Source organism: Bacteroides xylanisolvens XB1A (assembly GCF_000210075.1).
Classification (GTDB): Bacteria; Bacteroidota; Bacteroidia; order Bacteroidales; family Bacteroidaceae; genus Bacteroides; species Bacteroides xylanisolvens.
Map to the genome: position 1 here is coordinate 2344706 of NC_021017.1, position 18080 is coordinate 2362785.

The window sequence follows — 18080 nt, forward strand, 5'->3', positions numbered from 1 at the left end:
TGACAAATCCCGTACAAAAAAACAATAATATCGTAAAAGATACTGTGTATCATCTCTTTTATATCACTATCAGCATGATAATGTCCTTGCCTGACTGATAAAATACACAAATAGTTTTTTCATAGCTTCATCCCCTTCCACAGCCTGCAACTCTGGGTGGAACTGAACACCCCAAATATGTTCGGAATCAGATTCGATTGATTCTATGACTCCATCATCAGCGAAAGCAGATGCCTTGAATCCACAAGCCAATTTCTTAACGGCTTGATGATGAATGGAGGAGACTTTCAAACTTTCCTTGCCTGTAACAGAATACAATTTTCCGGTCCTCAAACATCGCACATTATGCTGTAATATCATAAACGCATCCGGTGACCGATGATTAATTTCCGAGGGATATTGAGCAGGCAAATCCTGATATAATGTTCCACCAAAATAAGTATTAATAATCTGCATTCCCCGACAAATACCTAAAACGGGAATTTGCCTTTCGGATGCTAAGCGCAGCAAAGCATAATCAAAGTCATCCCTATCCCGGCAACATTCTCCACATTCAGGAAGAGTCGATTCTCCGTATATCACAGGCGATATATCTCCCCCACCTGTCAGGAGTAAACCATCAATAAAAGAAACCACAGATTGTAAAATCTGTACATTGTCGGTAAACGGAAGAATAAAAGGGATGCCGCCCGCTTGAAGGACAGCATCCACATATTTTCTTTTCACAGATATTCTTCCCGGAATATCAATTTCAGTAGAAATACCAATAACAGGAATTTCTCTTTTTATCATTCTCATTGTCTTTTATCAACTTAATCCACAGCCTGTAGTTGTAAAGCCAAACTTGAATATTCACTTTTCAGCAATGATTTTAATGCAATGCCTTCTTCCATCAATATCTTTCCACTAATGATTTTACCATTCAGGTCACAAGGTTTGCTACTGTCCACAGGTGTCAAATCTACCAAACGATAATTCTTCGACGGATCCAATCCATTCATACAAACCTTCGGAATAACCATATTGATGAAATGAGAAATCTTATATGCATAAAAGACCGCCTTATTCTTTTCGGAAGTGACATACATCAGAGAGGATACTCCTTTATTATCGTATGGAGACACCAACCGATACAAATCACCGAACTGAACCACAGGACGAATATCTTTATACGCTGCAATAGCACGCTTGGCGAATGCCTTATCAACATCATTCATGTCCTTCGGCTGAATTTCCATTCCCAATCGCCCGGACATTGCCACATCAAAACGGAATTTCAATGGAATACGACGTCCGGTCTGATGATTCTTGTCCGCACTTACGTGAGATGCCATAGCAATAGCCGGAAAGAAACCGGAAACTCCCCATTGCATATAAATTCTTTGCAAAGCATCCGTATCATCACTCGTCCAGAACTCATCAAAATATGGAAGCAATCCATAATTGACGCGGGCACCGCCACCAGCACATAGCTGCATCACGAGTTCAGGATACTTGGCACGAATACGCTGAAGTACTTTCTGTAAACCCCTATTATACTCAATATAGAGATGTGATTGCTTGTTTTTTGGTAAGTAGGAAGAACCATAATCCAGCAAACTGCAATTATCATCCCATTTCATATAGGAAATTTCCGGATAGTTCGCCATCAAATTATCGACCACTCCAAAAACAAAATCCTGTACTTTCGGATTAGTCAAATCCAGAACTACCTGCGTTTTGCCACGCCCGGTAGATAAAGGACGGTTATCAATTTTCAGAATCCAGTCCGGGTGCTTTTCGAACAGCTCGCTCTTGGTATTCGACATTTCCGGTTCAATCCAGATACCGAATTTTATATGATGCTTCCTGGCAGACGCAAGCAGTCCTTCAATACCTTCAGGCAGTTTTTCTTTGCAGACTTCCCAATCACCCAAACTACTGTTTCCACCATTACGGGGATATTTATTTCCAAACCAGCCATCGTCCATGACAAACAACTCTCCACCCATGGCAGAGAAAGCTTCCATCATCTCATCCATCCCTTTTTGGTTCACCTTGAAATAAACACCTTCCCAGCTATTCAACAAGATGTCATGCAGCCTTTCACCCCGATTCATTTTATATTGGCGTGCCCAATGATGAAAAGCACGACTCACCCCACCTTTGCCATTGGTACTATATGTCATGGCAAATTCAGGAGTGACGAATGTCTCTTTCGGTTCCAGTATGTATTGTGAACTTTCCTCATTCATACCGGCTATTATATTCAGTGCTGTGTTGCGAACATCCAGCTTCAACTTATAATTACCACTCCAAGCCAAAACGCCCCCAAAGACTTTTCCTGTTTCTTCCTGCGGTTTGCCGTCCAACGACAACATAAAAGAAGGATTATCCGTTTCCGTATTCGCCAGTCCGTCTTTGTTAGCAATCACTTTTTGCCCGTTCGTCAGTTTCTCTTCATCCATCGTATGTTCCGCACCCCAGGCTCCATGAAAATGAGTCAGCCAGTTGTCCCCGCGAAACATCGGCAAATAAGCGGAAGCAAACTGAAACAGTGTTACTGGTTTCTTACCTGCATTGCCAATCTCAACCCAAGTGGTAATTATATCCGTTCCTTTATAAGCCTTATAACATTGTTTCACCCAAACAGGATATATCTTATCTTTCAAAAGAACTTCGGTTATCTCTCCATCCTTGGAAGTGTATTGAGTAACCGCATCTACCGCCAAGTCAAGTGACATATTGCCATCCGGTTGAGTAATAGCAATCGCTTTCTCCCCTACCGTCTGGAGACCGAAAGCGGGATAGCTGTTCGCATTCAATACCAGTCCGGCATCATAGATACTTTGTATCTGCCCGGGAGCAATACTGACTCCATAATATTGCATCTTTGATGGTTCACCTGCATTTGCTGTAATCAACAATGACGTTTTGGACGTCGAAATCAAATAATCTTTAGCAAATAAAGAACTTGATAATAACAAACCAATAGCGGCTATTAAGCTCTGCTTCATATTTATAATCATAGATTTGTTTTTATTATATTGATATTAAGTATTACCTTTTCCTGACCATTAGATGTATTCAACCCAGTATAATATATACTTTTCATAAAATGCAATAATACATATCTGTCAGTGTCTGTTTCTTATTTGTAGTTTTCACTTCTATTTTATTCTTTCCAGGGGTCAATATCACATGTTTCCACTCCAAGATAGAATACCGGTCTGTTTCCACTTTACCACAACTCTTTCCGTTGACAAATAATTCTGCTTCAGGTTGATTGGAAAAGGCTATAATCGTTTGTTGTCGCTGCACACGTATTATGTTACGTTTACCTATTAAATAAATCATAGGATCCTCTTTATTCCAATTCGCTTTATAAAAATAAAAAGCATCTTTTCGCACTTTCCGATCAAATGTAACCAACCCTTTGTCATTAACTCCAGGACGATCACCCTCGGTGCGGTGCGCAGCACCAAAGTCAAACATATTCCACACAAAACTTCCCCAAACGAAAGGACGTTCGGTTATCGCTTTCCAGTTTTCTATATGATAATAAGTTTGCCAATTTTCCGGATGCCACCAACTTGTGGGATTTGTTTTCACTAGCGAATCTTGTTGATGATATATACTTGCGCCGGCACCATATTCACTAATAGCAATACGAATTTCAGGATATTCTTTATGCATCCAGTCCAGCCATTTTCCTAAATCTTGTGGGGTACCACCATACCATCCATCATAGCGGTTCCAGGCAATAAGATCGGTCACAAAGTTTATTTTTCCTGATTGGTTACTGGCAGAAGTGGTGGGGCGAGTAGTATCTTCCTGATGTGCCAGTACATTCAACTCATTAATGTACTCCACCGGATTATCTCCATATTCTGCCAACTCATTAAACAATCCCCAAACACAAATAGAAGGATGATTATAATGCTGACGAATTAATTCTTTAAGCTGTTCTTTTCCATTGGCACGGAAAGACGGTGAATCAACGAAACCCTTATCTTCATACCCGCCAGGACCGATAAAAGGGATTTCAGCCCATACCACTATACCAAGCTTATCCATGAGGTCATAAAAATAAGTAGCTTGAGGATAATGAGCCAGTCGCACGGCATTCACTCCCATTTCCAGCATCAATGCCGCATCCTCTTCGTGATGCTCGGGATGCAAAGCATTACCTATCTCGCTCCTATCTTGATGACGGCATACTCCTCGAAGTGGCAAATGTTCTCCATTCAAGAAAAAACCCTCATCCGGATCTATTCGATAAAAACGAAGTCCCAAAGGCTGTATTACCTGATCTAGTATCTCTCCGTTATGCAAAAGAGAGACTTCTACCTGATACAGAAACGGATCTTGTCGTCCATTCCATAAATGTGGATTATTCAACTCTATCCTCATTTCTTTTTGTGAAACAGAATCAGGATAAAGTGTAACCTTTTCGTTTTTTTCTTTCACTACTTTACCTGCATTCGAGAGAATAATGTTAAGTTCCAGTTCCCGTAATTTGTCACTTCCGTTAGACAAATCAATAAGAGCACGTACACAAGCATATTCATGACTTACGCTATCTTGAATCAGTCGAACGCCCGGAGAAGCATAATCCAAAGGAGAAATACAAATCTCATCGGTAACTAATAAATGCACATCCCGATAAATTCCTCCATAAAAATTGAAGTCTCCGACCAAAGGCATTATATCCAACTGTTCACCATTATTCACTCGTACTAAAATAGAATTGTCCTTTCCATACTCTACTCTATCTGTGATTTCAAACACAAAAGCTCCATATCCTCCTCTATGTTCACCAATATGTTTACGGTTAATAAACACATTAGCTATACTATTCACTCCTTCAAAACGTAAAAAGAGACGTTTCCCTTTCCATTGTGACTGGACAAATAGCTTCTTCTCATAATTGCCAATTCCTCGCTTATAATCTATTTTACCAGATAAGGCATCCTGCGCATTCCAAGTATGAGGTAGATCCACTCGAACTTCCGTACCTTTTTGTACTTGATGAGAAAAACGGAATTTCCACTGATTATTTAGCAGGATATCCTGTCTTTCAGCAAAGACTATCGAACTATAACACAAAAAAGCAACAACAAATGCCCATAAACGATGTTTCATATTTACCAAGACTTAAATTACGGTTTCGAATAGCAATATCCATTAACAAAAACGAATGATTATCTTTAAAGAGCTACTTAAGGTAACTTTCTCAGAAATAATCATTCGTTTATTGAGACCTTACTTCTTAATTACTCTACATTTGTCACCATCTGGTTCTGTGTTATCCAATGTAAACTGATAAGGCCACTGATTGTCAGCCCCCGTATCATAGATTTCTTTGGGAGTAGCAGCCACTACCAGCCAAAGATGTTCCGTATTCTCGGGAACCTGAAGACTTGCAGATCCTATATCTTCTTTGCTTGGCTCGCCATATACACGTGAACCATCTTTCAGCACAGCCAGAAATCCATATCTCCATTGAGCATTATTCGGTTTGTGAATATTATACTCTGAACTGTTTATTATACCTCTAAAATTAACTTTTACTGTAGTTCCGGCCTCCGGTACTGTTAATTTAATACCGTTATATCCATAGTTGCTTGGGCAACGTTCGGGTGAGATCCGATAAGTCACTCCCAATTGAACAAGCTGACAAGTATGCACATTAGCTCCTCTGGCAGCATATGCCATTTCAATACGCGGCAAATCCCAGGTAATGAAACGGGATGCAGCATCATACATTTCTTCATTGAGTTGTTCTTGATTAATGTGAGTCAAACGTTTATAGGTTTTAATAAAGTTGAGTTGGCCCGATTCTGTCTTATCGTCCAAAGTAGTCTCCTGAAATATTCTGCTCATGATTTCCACTCCATGCTTATTCGCCCAATACTCAAACATATACGGGTTATTGTATGCATTGTCATTATGCCCCAATGATCGATGCGTGCCACTAATATAATTCGTAAAATGATTAAATTCCTGATCAATCCATTCCGGAGAACGTCTAAGCAATGTCCATTGCGAAGTCATTTCAAATATCGGGCCAGGGAACCAAGCATCTTTAATACCTGAATCCCACAAGGCCAAATATTGGAAACTGTGAGACACCTCATGATATACCATATTAGGATTTCCCGAATGATGTGGACGAATAGCCAACTCACCTACCGGATAATTTCCTCCTCCTGTAGCACCACCCTCACTATCATTTATCACATACACAATGAGCTTGTATTTATTCGTCACGGATTCTTCCTTATTTCCAAAGTACAAATCATATTTCATGAAGTCATATACTTCCTCCGTCATTTTCAGCAAATCATCCGGATTGAACTTCCGCTCTGCATTTTGTGGATTGGTACCAAATGATTTTTCCCAAAAGAGAGCCACATTGTCGCTTTCTTTCATGTAGTGCTTATTAAATTTGCTGTTTTCGTTTTCAAAAAGTTCAGGTCCGCTTTGTCCGATCATAGTATGTTCCGGAATAAGTAACACCTTTTCTACTTGTGTAAATACAAACCTATAAGTATCATCATTTGCGTTATTAGTTATCACGACTTCACTTTTTTTCCCAGGGTCTTTAGCTGGATTGGCAGCTACCGTAAGAGTAATCTCTCCACTACCACTTTGCTCGCCCGAGGGAGTAGCAGTCACCAAATCTCCACTTACCACTTCCACTTTCCACGTCACTTCCGGTGAAGCTGTAACCGTCAAGTGATAATCTTTACCAGTAAAAGGAGCATTTACAACAACCGGTCGGGTATAATTGCAAACCAAGCTCAAGAAGGTCACTTCAAAAGTAAGTGGCCTTTCTCTCTTTCCGCTATCGTCATCATCGTTACAAGCTGTTGCATTAACTGCTAATAACATTATAGGAAGAATCTTCCACATCCATTTTAAAATATTCATATTTGTTTCTTTTATGATTTGATCTTATAAAATTTATCACTTACCATATATCTTCAACTGTTGAAGGGCAACGCACGGGTAATCACCACTATTATTCCACTTCGTATAATCATAACCCAATATATTCTTTACACTATTGTTACTATAAGTCTTATCACGACTAGATATGAATGACAATCGTACCAAAGTCGCTCCACTCTCTTTCAAACTGTAAAGTGACAATTTGGACAAATCTTCTTCGCTGACACGACCAATCCAAGTTTTGTCTGCAAACGGCAGTTGGTTATCCTCATATTTCAATTCTCCAATCTTCTTCAAATCATCATTACTTGTTCCAGCATAAACAACAATTTCATTAGGAACAGCATTAGGCCAATTCCTCGGCAAATAGTTGAATGAGAATGCTTGGGAAAGAGGTTTATTTGAGAAATCAATATCGAGATACACGCCATATACCGGATCTATTTTAGGATCGTTTTTACCTCCGTTAGGTGACCAAATGGATTGCCAATAATTATTATATGCAAGTAGATTACCTACATTATTGCCTCCGTCAGTAGCACTTGCCTTTAGCATATTCGCTTCTAGATTTATACTTCTCAAGTCACTGATCGACTCCACTTTTGTTTCCATAATCACGTGAACATAGGTTATCTTTTCTTTGACTTCGAAAGGACTATTACCACATCCAATTGGAATAATCGGATACAAATAATCCTTATCTAAAGTCAAACCATCCCCTGACAATGTAGCAGTCACTAATTTCTCATTATCTTCCTGTGTAAATTCGGAAGATGATAAAACGCAGTTGCCTTTGGGTAATAATGTATAGGAAGTACCTTTATCCGCATTATATTTATCAACCGCAGCTTTCAAAGCAGTTTCGTTCTCTTCAAATTCCACCGTAAATTCCCACTGATTGATTACATCAAGAGAAAGATTAAAACCGTAAGATGCCTTTTTCTCTCCTTGGTCCAAAATAAGAATATGCTTGTACTCTTTCGACTCCATAGTAACAACAGGAGTTGCAATACGAGGTTTCATAAAGATTTCAGAGACAGGGAAACCATCTACATAAACACGAATACCCCAAACATATTCTTTATCCTCATCCAACTCTCCTACTTCTTTTTTAAATGTTATTTTTACATCTTTCGACAGATCCGAATCATCAAAATCAACAGAAGCAGGCATTACAATATAATCTTCAGGAATAGACATGTAGCTTGTACCATACAAAGAGTTATGTGCGTTCAGTTCCTCTTCTGTGAATGCAGAAAGAGTCACTTCACCCTCTTCTTTATTAATTGTCAATAAGGTAGTGATATCCTGATTGGCATTATAAAAATCAAATTGTTTCACGCTCCTTGAGATATTCCGATCGTATATGTTCACTACCAACCAAATCAATTCAGCCTTTCTATCATCTACAGAAACTATTATGGGCAACATATACTCTTCACTTGTACTCAAATCTCCTGTTTTCTTATTGAATTTAATATCCAATAAGGCAGATACCTCTCCATCAAAACTTATCGAATTTGGCAAAGTATAGCAATCAGTAGGGAGAAGTTTATACAGAGTGAGATTATCCTCATTATATTTATCCAGTTCTTCTTGGCCAAGTGAAGAAATTGAAACATTACCCTCTACCTTATTTATAGAAGTAGTATAAATAAGTTCTTCTTTGTTATATCTGTCCTCATTATAATGAATGTAAGCATATAATTCTTCTTTTTGCGCCATTTGATTCGGATCATACGACTGTGTAAACGCATATCTATAAATCTCGTCGTTAACACTGTTTCTAATAGTCACTGTAGCTACTCTGTTTTTTATATTAGTCGGGTTGCTCGATGCAACAATCAAAATCTCTCCGTCCCCACTTTGCTTAGTCACAGGTGTGGCTACTATCCAACTGCCACCTTCAAGCTTAGTTGTCCAAATTACATCCACAGAAGATTTTACAGTCAACTTATATGTCTGGCCCTCTATAGGTACTACAACATCGATAACATTATTACTGTTACATTCCAAATCCGTTGAAGAAAGTTCGAAGAATGACGAAGTTGTATCATCATCGTCACTACAACCTGCCATTGCTACAGATAATAGTAGCACGGGAATGATTCTCCATATATTTTTCATTAAAGCTTCCATATATTTTCGTTTTTATTCCTTCACAATTATTTACCATACAATCTAAATCCTGATATTGCGACCGAGTTTTGGTCTCCACTTATGGCTCCGGATTGTGTCAGGTTTTTAATTTGTGTACCATTAGCACTAGACAAGAAAGAGACACGAATTAAAGATATCTCTTGACGTCCTACCGAGAATTGAGGCATATCTACATTTTGTTCAGAGTCATCTGTCCAAACTCCACCTTTTTTAGGCAAATTATTTTTCGTTGCACTCAACTCACCCACTTTTCTCAAATTATCCACACTCGTTCCTACATAAAGAATAATCTGATTAGGTACAGCATTTGCATACTCTCTAGTCGAATAATCAATCTTAATTTGCTTCTCTATCATAGGAGTAACATCAGATACGTCAATATCTATATACACACCATATTTCGAATCATGCTTAGGGTCTGTATTGCTTGTCCAAATAGATTCATAATATGTTTTAATATCATTATCAAGCATATTTCTGAGTGGTTGACCAGGATGTATACTATTGGAACTCAACATATCATCAGCCAAAGAAATTAATTTCAATTCACCGGTAACCATCACATGAATGTAACAGATTGCTTCTCTTACATCAAACGGCATACCCACCACCTTTTTCGGAATAATTGGAAGCAGGTAATCATCCATCATGAGATTATTATTATTCACCTCCACAAAAGAGGAAGCAAGTGCCTCGCCTGCAGGAAAAAGTATTGTTGATTCAAACGAACGATTTTCCTTAGGTAAAAGAAGATAATCAACTCCCATCGTTTCATTATATTGCCTTACAGCTTTTTCCAACTCATCTTCGTTGTTCTCTATTCTCAATTTGAGATCCCACTCATTTTTCACGTCTAAATAGAAAGCAAGCTCAAAACTTTGTTTCTCTCTCTTACCCTCTTCCATTCTGATTACATGAACCCCCGTAGGATCCGTAATGATGCTAGGTACGATGATGTTCGGCTTGAAATAAATGATATTTTTGTTATCATTCACCGTTCCATTATCAGCTTCTAAACGAATGGGGAGCATATACTCGCCGGTCTTAGCCAGTTCACTCATATTTCCTTTGAATACCACATCTACATTTCTATATTCGACACCATCCTCAAAGGCTACTGTAGCAGGCATATCATAGTATTCCGGAGCTAAAAGTTTATAATCGCCATCTATAGTTGCATTATACTCGTCCATTTCAGCCTGAGTAAAAGGAACCAAATTGATAGTGCTGACTCCATTCAACCCATGTCCTCCTCTTCCAACAGTGATGGTCTGAACTTTGGCACTATTCACACTATAGAAGTCAAATTCATTAACCCCCTCTTTCAGATAATAGTAGACAGAGTCAAATTCCTCCGTATAGTTTTTATTACCATCTTCACAAGAGAGAGTGGTCACCACTACTCCGAGAAGAAATAAAATATATATATTTTTCATACTGTATATCTTTTTAATTAATTAATTGCCATAACCGGGAGCTTGAACCAATTGCGGATTAGAATTCACATCAACATAGTAAATTGGAAGTATATACTGTCTATTATTCCATTCATAAGGTTGATTCACCTTAATACGTTGCCTGAATTCGTCATACTCCAATCCTTTTTCTTCAGCTCTCAATCCTTCACGCTTTCCAGCAGCCAAATATTTACCTCCTTCTACCCAACGTCGTACGTCAAAGTAGCGCTGTCCTTCTGCATAGAACTCTACATAACGTTCGTTCTTAATCCATTCCATCAATGGCATATCTGTTAAATCCTCTTTAGTAATGGCCTTCAAACCGGCACGTTGGTGCACCGCATTAAGATTCTTAAGCGCTTCAGTCGCGTAAGTATCCGATTTACCATCCGAAGACAAATTGGCCTGACATTCTGCTAACATCAGATAAAGATCTGCCATACGAATCAATGGATAGGCAGGATTCGGAATTCCTCCACCACCGGATAAGTCCAGTTGCGTGTTAGGATCCAGGAACTTCTGGATAGCAAAGCCGGTCACCAAGTGATTACGGTTATACTTTGCCGGATTATATCCTTGTTTATCAGGATCTCTCGTATCTATTTGAATCGGTTGTCCATTGGCTAGACGAGAAGAATAATCGCCTTGATGGAATCCCAACCATGCATAAAATCGAGGTTCACGAGCTACACAAATATTAAAGAGTTCCGAACGGCCAGTAACACCCGCCGGGTCCAACCATTTACTTTCAGCAGGATATTCATTCTTTGATGCAGCGATTTTGGGCAAGGTCCCTTTATTGGTATAGAAATGTTCTACAGCATATAAATAAGGAGAAGTTGAGCTCCAACCTCCATATTCAGAACCATTGTTAAGTTTCATTATGTTGTTTGGTATACTTCCGAAGACAAAGTTGGTAGTTTTGTGTAACTCCCACAGAATTTCCAGATTGCCATCACTGCCTTTGGCTGTCATCATATAACGCAAAGTCAATACTTTATTCTGAAATGCCTTAACTTCAGTATCGGTCCCCTCTATATTAGGAATATAGGGCATCGGAAGTCCTTTCTGCTCCTGCAAACTTTCATCGCCAGCTCTTGTGCCAAATAAATAGTGTCCTGCATCCAAAGCTGCATTCAATGCTTCTTGAGCAGCTTCCTCTGCGCGTACCCATTTCTCACGATCGTATGTAGTACTCACCAACGCTGTACCGTAATCCCGGAGTTTCCATGGCCTTTCCTAACTTTACGTTTTTCCACTCTGGGTAGGGGAACTTTCCATTCCATAAAGGAGAAGCTGCATAAAGTAATACTTTTGCTTTCAGTGCAAGAGCGATAGGGCGAGTAGCTCTACCCACTTCTGTGTTCGAACGAGTATTCCTCAACTTATCACCTGCAAGTACCTTTTCATCCAATAGCCGAACAATCCAATCCGTCACATAATCATAGTGCATACGACCCGGATATTCATTTTCACTAGCGGTCTGTGGAAGTAATCTGTCGCTGATGGGACAAGGTCCATAACAACGCAGCACCTCAAAATGGTAATAGGCCATCAGGAAATAAGCCTCTGCTTCCCACTCCTCTTTTATCAAATCACTTACCGGTGCCTTTTTCAGTTCCTGTAGGAACAGATGAATTTGCCCGATATATCTGTAATAGTTACTCCATTTACCACCATCATTATTATTACCTGTAAATAGATTATGAGCTACTTTGAGTGAATTATAACCTTGCAAACTATACTCAAGCGGAACAGCATATTCGTCTGCAGAGGCTTCTGTATTTTCAAAAGCTACAGGCGATTGTATTCCTGCATAACAAGAATGCAAGAACCCCAAAGTGCTGTTGAAATCTTGTGTTGCGTCATCCAAATCAGCTTGTTCTACCGGAACAATCTCAAGGAAATTACAGGAGGCTGTTAAGCAGCATAGCGAGATGAACAATGCCCCACTTAGTATTCTAATTGTATTTAATAGTTTCATATATGACAATTTTTAAAGGTTTAGAAATTTAATTGCAATCCTATATTGAATGTACGTTGCAACGGATATTTATACCACTCCAACTCTGGATCCCATTCTTTGAATGGACTGAAAACAGCCAGATTATCCCCGGTCACATAGATTCTACCGTATCTGCAGAAACGATATCCGATTTCCAACGTCTTGAAACGTAAAAAATTACCATTACGCATCCAGAATGTACTCGGTACAACGTTATTGTCTGAGTTTGCTTTTTGTAGTCCAAGACGCGGATATGCTGCATTAGGGTTAGGGTTAGCTTCTGTCCAATAGTCCTTCGCTACAAATTTGAAAATGTTGTAATCAGACTCTCCGAACGGATGAATACCTGTTAACATAATCTTGCGCATAGCCGAACCGTTAAAGAACACTCCAAGATCAAATTTCTTATAGTTTATATTCAAACCAAATCCGTATTGTATACGTGGATTTCCACCATATTCTGAAATCATTCCCTGATCATCTGCATTGATTACACCATCACCATTTAAATCACGGTATTTGATATCTCCCACTTGAGCGGTACTTCCTAGTTCTACCTTAGGACCGTATTTTATTTCATCTTCGGTCTGATATAATCCTTCTGCTATGTAACCCCATGTCGAGTTCAAAGGACGTCCGGTTTCTCTTTTCCATGGGTACGGTGTATAGGGTTCATCTCTATACACATATTTGTTCTCCACATACGTAAAGTTACCACGAAAGTCCATAGACAAGTCCTTGTTAATGGAATGATGATAGTTGGTACTGAACTCCCAGCCCCAGTTGTCTACCTTCCCGACATTACTCCAAGGTGTGGCACTATATCCCAATTGACTTGGCCATGTTTTTCTTTGCATCAGAATGTTCGAACGTTTTTCGTAGAAATAATCTGCCGTAATATTCCAATGACGGAAAAGTGTCATTTCTAAACCGACATCCAACTTCTTAGAACGTTCCCAGCCAGCATCCAATACATAATAGCTTGAAATTTTCGGGCCACCAAATGTAGTTTGCCAATCATAACCGGTACTATATTTGATGTTGTCTAGTTCCACTTTATCCAAATAAAGAAAATGACCAAAGTCAGTGCCTGTTTCATCACTACCTACCAATCCATAAGATGCACGCAACTTCAAATTATCGATTTTGTCACGTAAGGGTTCAAAGAAAGCTTCATTGCTCACTACCCAGCCTAAAGAAGCAGCCGGAAAAAACTCGAACCGGTCACCTTTTGCCAAACGCTCTGTGCCGTTGTAACCAAAGTTGAATTCGAGTAAATAGCGCTGACCATAATCATATGTAAAACGACCGGAAAAACCTTGGTTACGATTAGGAAGCACATCCTTCTTAAAATCACGCTGCATATACATCAACATACCGCCTACATTATGTTTGCCAAATTGACGTGTATAGTTTATCTGGAACTGCATAAAAATAGTACGATCACCAGATCTGGTTATACCGGATTCAGCAATATATTGCTTGCCTGAAGTGCCTAAACGTTCTAATTCGTATGAGACAGGATTCTTGGGGTCGTAAGAATTTTCTTTCACTCGATAATAATAAGGTTCAATCGTTCTGTTATATTCAGAACTGGACCAGTTTTTAAAGTTCACCAATGCGTTTGCACTCAAACCTTTTGTAACAAAATCCAAGTTCTGCTTAATTTTCAATGTAGTATGTAGCATATTTGAGTCCACTTGTTTAAAAGTGGTGGCCATATATGCATAAGGGTTTATTCTTGTGTAATTGGCTGTAAGAATGGAATTACCATACTTCACATGCTGATCGCCTTCCTGTGCAGGAAACACGGCCGGAAAGTTTATAGGGTTTGAAGATAACATCATTTTAAATAAATCATCGACCGAATTCTTAGGACCGCGATTATTACGAATCTGCGTATTCATGTTCAAATCGATTGTAGTTGTAGATGTCACTTTCACAGAGATATTATTTTGGAAGTTATACCCCATGTTATTGATATTATTGTTCCATGAATAATACTTGGGTGAGTCCAACAAACCAGTATCGTGGTTCACATTTAAACTCATATAATAAGTTACTTTCTGACCACCACCAGATATATTGATATTCGCACGTTGATTAGTCGCAAAATCCTTGAATATCAAATCACCCCAATTCACATCCGGATAAACATATGGATTTAACCCATAACGAGTTCCTTCAATTTGCTGTCTGCTATATCTTCCTTGCCTAATTGACTTATTACGAGTAAGTTCAGCTTCATTATACATTTCCATCCAAGTGGCTCCATCTACAAACTCTGGAAAGTTCATTGGTTTATTGAATGAATTTTCCAAAGTGATGTTAATACGGGTTTTTGAATTCTCTTGTCCTTTCTTGGTAGTGATGAGCATCACACCATTCGCACCACGAGCACCATAAATGGCAGTTGCAGATGCGTCTTTTAAGATAGAAAAACTTTCGATGGTTTCGGCTGGAATATTGTCCAAATCCCCTGTAGCAATTTCCACATCGTCTAGCAAAATCAAGGGAGTAGCTCGTCCACCAAAAGTCGATACACCACGAATAAAGAATTCAGAAGCTGTTCCAGGTTCTCCGCTTTTGGTATTAACGATTACGCCGGCCAATTTACCGGCCATAGAGCTAGTCAACGAAGAACTAGGAGCTTTAAGTTCCAATCCTTTCACGGTAGAAATAGCCCCCGTAACGCTTACTTTTTTCTGTGTTCCCGATCCGACAATCACTACTTCGTCCAGCATCTCATTATCGGAAGTCAACTTGATATCGATAATACCTGAAGTCTCTACAGGAACCTCCCGAGTTTTATAGCCAATAAAAGAAACGACTAAGATATCTTTGGTACTATTAACTGGAATAGAATAATTACCATCCAAATCTGATATTACACCTGTTTGAGTGCCTTTCAATGCAATATTGGCACCAATAATGGGACTGCCATCCAAAGCGTCCGTGACAGTGCCTGTTACTTGTCTTTTGCTTTGCTGTTGTTGAGCAGACACTGCCCCCTTAACTCCGGAGTCAGCTATCGCCGGTAGGCTCGTAGTGCCGGCAACTATAAAAGCTCCCAACGTTACAAAAGCAATCCTTCTTAAATAATACTTCATAAGCTTTTTCTTATAAAATTAGACATCAGTTAACTATATATTTTTTAAATTTAAAATTCATCAATTATCACCCAAAAATCATTTTTTATTCACATACAGAAAGGGGTATTTACACAATGCTCATCAAAAGCGAATATTCCTTTCTACACTACAAAGAAATTAGTCAACAGTTCGCACTCCAATTTCAGCTACACTTATAAAATTCTTCTCCAACACACCATTGACCACAAATTTCAGATAACGTGACCGATAAACCTTATTTAACTTAATTTCTTGAGGCACAAGTGTCTGCCTAATGTTCTGAAAGACACCCTTTGAAGCCATTTCCCATTTCAGTCCATCTTCACTCAAATAAATTTCATAATTTTCAATGACTCCATCCACATTTCTATACATATCCTGACGTGGTGTGTAAATGATCTCGGACACAGGAATAGTAGTTCCCATATCAACAATAACCTCGTCGGGTACAAATTCTTTCTTATTACCAGCATCATACGTATGGAAGTAACTCTCTACATTATCATCAATCATATTATCAACACCAGATTTAACAGGTGATATAATTTTCCAATTCTTCTTGCACTGATCAAAAATCACTGAAGTAATCTCTCCACTTTTTTTATCAGATGTAAAAACTGCTGCTCTTACAACTCCCTGTTTATCAAAAAGGAATGGCTCTTTATACTCATTTGAGGTAAATGACGGTTCGGTTCCGTCTGTTGTATATCGGATAGAAATTACAGGCCGGTCTGTTCTTATACTCACCATTCCATCCTTCTTTCTATAAATTTTTGGTGCTTCTAAATTATCAGGTTCTTTAAACAGACTTACTTCACTCACAGCCAATGCTACTGGGGCAAAAAAGCGTAAACGGATTCTGTCTGTATTCAAATCATTCTCAAGACGAATAATTCGACACGCCCCTATGCTGGTAGCCTCTGCTATTTCTTTCCAGCCACCATCTACCCAAGCATCGACTTTCATAGAGTCGATTCGTTGACCTAATTTTATGTTTTCACGCACTTTTATCAGATTAAAAACTTGTTTCTTTGGAAGTTCTATCATCAATGATGCATTTGTTACTGTATCGTCAGTCGCCCAATAAGAATACCGGTCATTGTCTGTAAGCTTTGCAGTACCATAATGCCTAGTTATATTCCCACGCACATTAGATGGCACCAAACGTGCTCCTTTAATAAAATTTTTGCTAAAAGTTTTATTCATTAATTCAGCGAAACCTTCCAAAGATTTGACATCTCTCCACTCCATTACTCCTTTTGGAGTTAAAGGAAGACACATATCAAATCCCTGCCCCAACCCAACACTCGCAAGATAGATATCAAATAATTTTTGAGGGCTTTTAGTAGTCAAGCTATCTGTAGTATGATAAGCAAAACGCCTTTTTAGCGAAAAGTCACACTCTGCCGGAATCCAATATTTCCCATGTCGTTGTCCCTCATTCAACATTTTAATCCGCTCACCGTCACTATTAGGGCGTGGTCTCATGTTCCAATTTCCTTCAGGGAATAATGTTGCCCAACAAGTTTTTTTATATCTTCCGGCATATCCATCCTCATTTCCTACCCAACGGATATCAGGTCCGGGGTCATTAAAAATGACAGCGTTGGGTTGGAGTTCTCTGACAATCGCATAAATATTATCCCAGTCATAATATTCGATGAATCCGCCACGATATTCATTAGCACCTCCGTAATATCCCGAACCACCGGCACCTGGAGCACCATCAAACCAAAGAGTAAACAGTTCTCCATAATTGGTACACAATTCTGTTAGTTGTTCCTTATACATTTTCAGATATTCGGGCGTTCCGAAACATGCAGCATTTCTATCCCACGGCGATAAGTAAAGTCCGAGTTTAAGCCCATGCTGACGACAAGCCTTCGCCCATTCGCCAACCCAATCTCCTTTGCCATCTTTCCAAGGTGATTTAGAAATATTATAATCAGTGGTTTTCGTTGGCCACATACAGAACCCACCATGATGCTTTGCATTGATGAGAAATCCTTTCGAACCTATTTTTTTTGCAAGAAGAACTATTTTTTCTGCGTCAAAATCTACAGGGTTCACTAGTTCCGGAGACTCATTACCCCATCCCCAATGAATATCAAGTGCATTGTTCTGATTGAATTCAATCATATTATACATTTCCATTTCATGCCAAGCTAGTTGACGATCTGTAGGCAATACCCCATACGGTTGCGGTGGATCCATTTTAGTGGAGATACAAGAAGCTAACATAGCTATACATAACAACGTGAAAGATAATTTACAACTCATAAATATTAGTATTATAAAAGATTAATAAGGTTAATACAAAAGAGATATAGCTTAGTCTTAAAAAACAATCAAATCATCTTCTGCGCCACTAAGGTAGACGTATGCCAGTAA

Annotated in this window: 10 protein-coding genes; all 10 read right to left on the reverse strand. The window is 38.9% G+C overall.

The window, feature by feature from the left end:
* Positions 1-69: 69 nt before the first annotated feature.
* The 10 genes from BXY_RS09550 to BXY_RS09590 all read right to left on the reverse strand — a co-directional run bounded on the left by BXY_RS09550 (position 70) and on the right by BXY_RS09590 (position 17969).
* Positions 70-792 carry a gamma-glutamyl-gamma-aminobutyrate hydrolase family protein gene (locus BXY_RS09550; RefSeq protein WP_004315087.1) on the reverse strand — a complete coding sequence of 241 codons (723 nt, stop codon included), beginning with the start codon at positions 790-792 and terminating at the stop codon, positions 70-72.
* Between the two features lie 20 nt (positions 793-812).
* A complete protein-coding gene (locus BXY_RS09555; RefSeq protein ID WP_004315086.1) occupies positions 813-3008 on the reverse strand; it encodes an alpha-galactosidase in 2196 nt (731 codons plus the stop codon).
* Positions 3009-3090: 82 nt separating this feature from the next.
* Positions 3091-5124 carry a beta-glucuronidase LacZ4 gene (gene lacZ4, locus BXY_RS09560; RefSeq protein ID WP_008016636.1) on the reverse strand — a complete coding sequence of 678 codons (2034 nt, stop codon included), beginning with the start codon at positions 5122-5124 and terminating at the stop codon, positions 3091-3093.
* A 120-nt stretch (positions 5125-5244) separates the two neighbouring features.
* Complete coding sequence (locus tag BXY_RS09565; protein WP_015531763.1) at positions 5245-6915, reverse strand: DUF6055 domain-containing protein; 1671 nt, start codon at positions 6913-6915, stop codon at positions 5245-5247.
* 36 nt (positions 6916-6951) lie between these two features.
* Positions 6952-9075: a DUF1735 domain-containing protein gene (locus tag BXY_RS09570; RefSeq protein ID WP_004314236.1), complete on the reverse strand. Its 2124-nt coding sequence runs from the start codon at positions 9073-9075 to the stop codon at positions 6952-6954.
* Positions 9076-9101: 26 nt separating this feature from the next.
* Positions 9102-10532, reverse strand: coding sequence for a DUF1735 domain-containing protein (locus BXY_RS09575; RefSeq protein WP_004314235.1), 1431 nt, complete (start codon positions 10530-10532; stop codon positions 9102-9104).
* Positions 10533-10553: 21 nt separating this feature from the next.
* Positions 10554-11753 (reverse strand): RagB/SusD family nutrient uptake outer membrane protein, encoded by a 1200-nt coding sequence (locus BXY_RS23530; RefSeq protein WP_243442486.1) that lies wholly within the window; start codon positions 11751-11753, stop codon positions 10554-10556.
* Positions 11731-12537, reverse strand: coding sequence for a RagB/SusD family nutrient uptake outer membrane protein (locus BXY_RS23535; protein ID WP_243442487.1), 807 nt, complete (start codon positions 12535-12537; stop codon positions 11731-11733). The genes BXY_RS23530 and BXY_RS23535 overlap by 23 nt, the downstream gene beginning before the upstream one ends.
* Positions 12538-12557: 20 nt before the next feature.
* Positions 12558-15668, reverse strand: coding sequence for a SusC/RagA family TonB-linked outer membrane protein (locus BXY_RS09585; protein ID WP_004317214.1), 3111 nt, complete (start codon positions 15666-15668; stop codon positions 12558-12560).
* A gap of 159 nt (positions 15669-15827) precedes the next feature.
* Positions 15828-17969 carry an alpha-L-fucosidase gene (locus BXY_RS09590; RefSeq protein ID WP_004323098.1) on the reverse strand — a complete coding sequence of 714 codons (2142 nt, stop codon included), beginning with the start codon at positions 17967-17969 and terminating at the stop codon, positions 15828-15830.
* Between the last annotated feature and the right edge of the window lie 111 nt (positions 17970-18080).

Bases quoted from the DNA above. Each gene is read 5' to 3' on its own strand.
- lacZ4 (WP_008016636.1), bottom strand. From the start codon at position 5,124: ATGAAACATCGTTTATGGGCATTTGTTGTTGCTTTTTTGTGTTATAGT.
- BXY_RS09570 (WP_004314236.1), bottom strand. From the start codon at position 9,075: ATGGAAGCTTTAATGAAAAATATATGGAGAATCATTCCCGTGCTACTA.
- BXY_RS09585 (WP_004317214.1), bottom strand. From the start codon at position 15,668: ATGAAGTATTATTTAAGAAGGATTGCTTTTGTAACGTTGGGAGCTTTT.
- BXY_RS09565 (WP_015531763.1), bottom strand. From the start codon at position 6,915: ATGAATATTTTAAAATGGATGTGGAAGATTCTTCCTATAATGTTATTA.
- BXY_RS09550 (WP_004315087.1), bottom strand. From the start codon at position 792: ATGATAAAAAGAGAAATTCCTGTTATTGGTATTTCTACTGAAATTGAT.
- BXY_RS09555 (WP_004315086.1), bottom strand. From the start codon at position 3,008: ATGATTATAAATATGAAGCAGAGCTTAATAGCCGCTATTGGTTTGTTA.
- BXY_RS23535 (WP_243442487.1), bottom strand. From the start codon at position 12,537: ATGAAACTATTAAATACAATTAGAATACTAAGTGGGGCATTGTTCATC.
- BXY_RS09575 (WP_004314235.1), bottom strand. From the start codon at position 10,532: ATGAAAAATATATATATTTTATTTCTTCTCGGAGTAGTGGTGACCACT.
- BXY_RS09590 (WP_004323098.1), bottom strand. From the start codon at position 17,969: ATGAGTTGTAAATTATCTTTCACGTTGTTATGTATAGCTATGTTAGCT.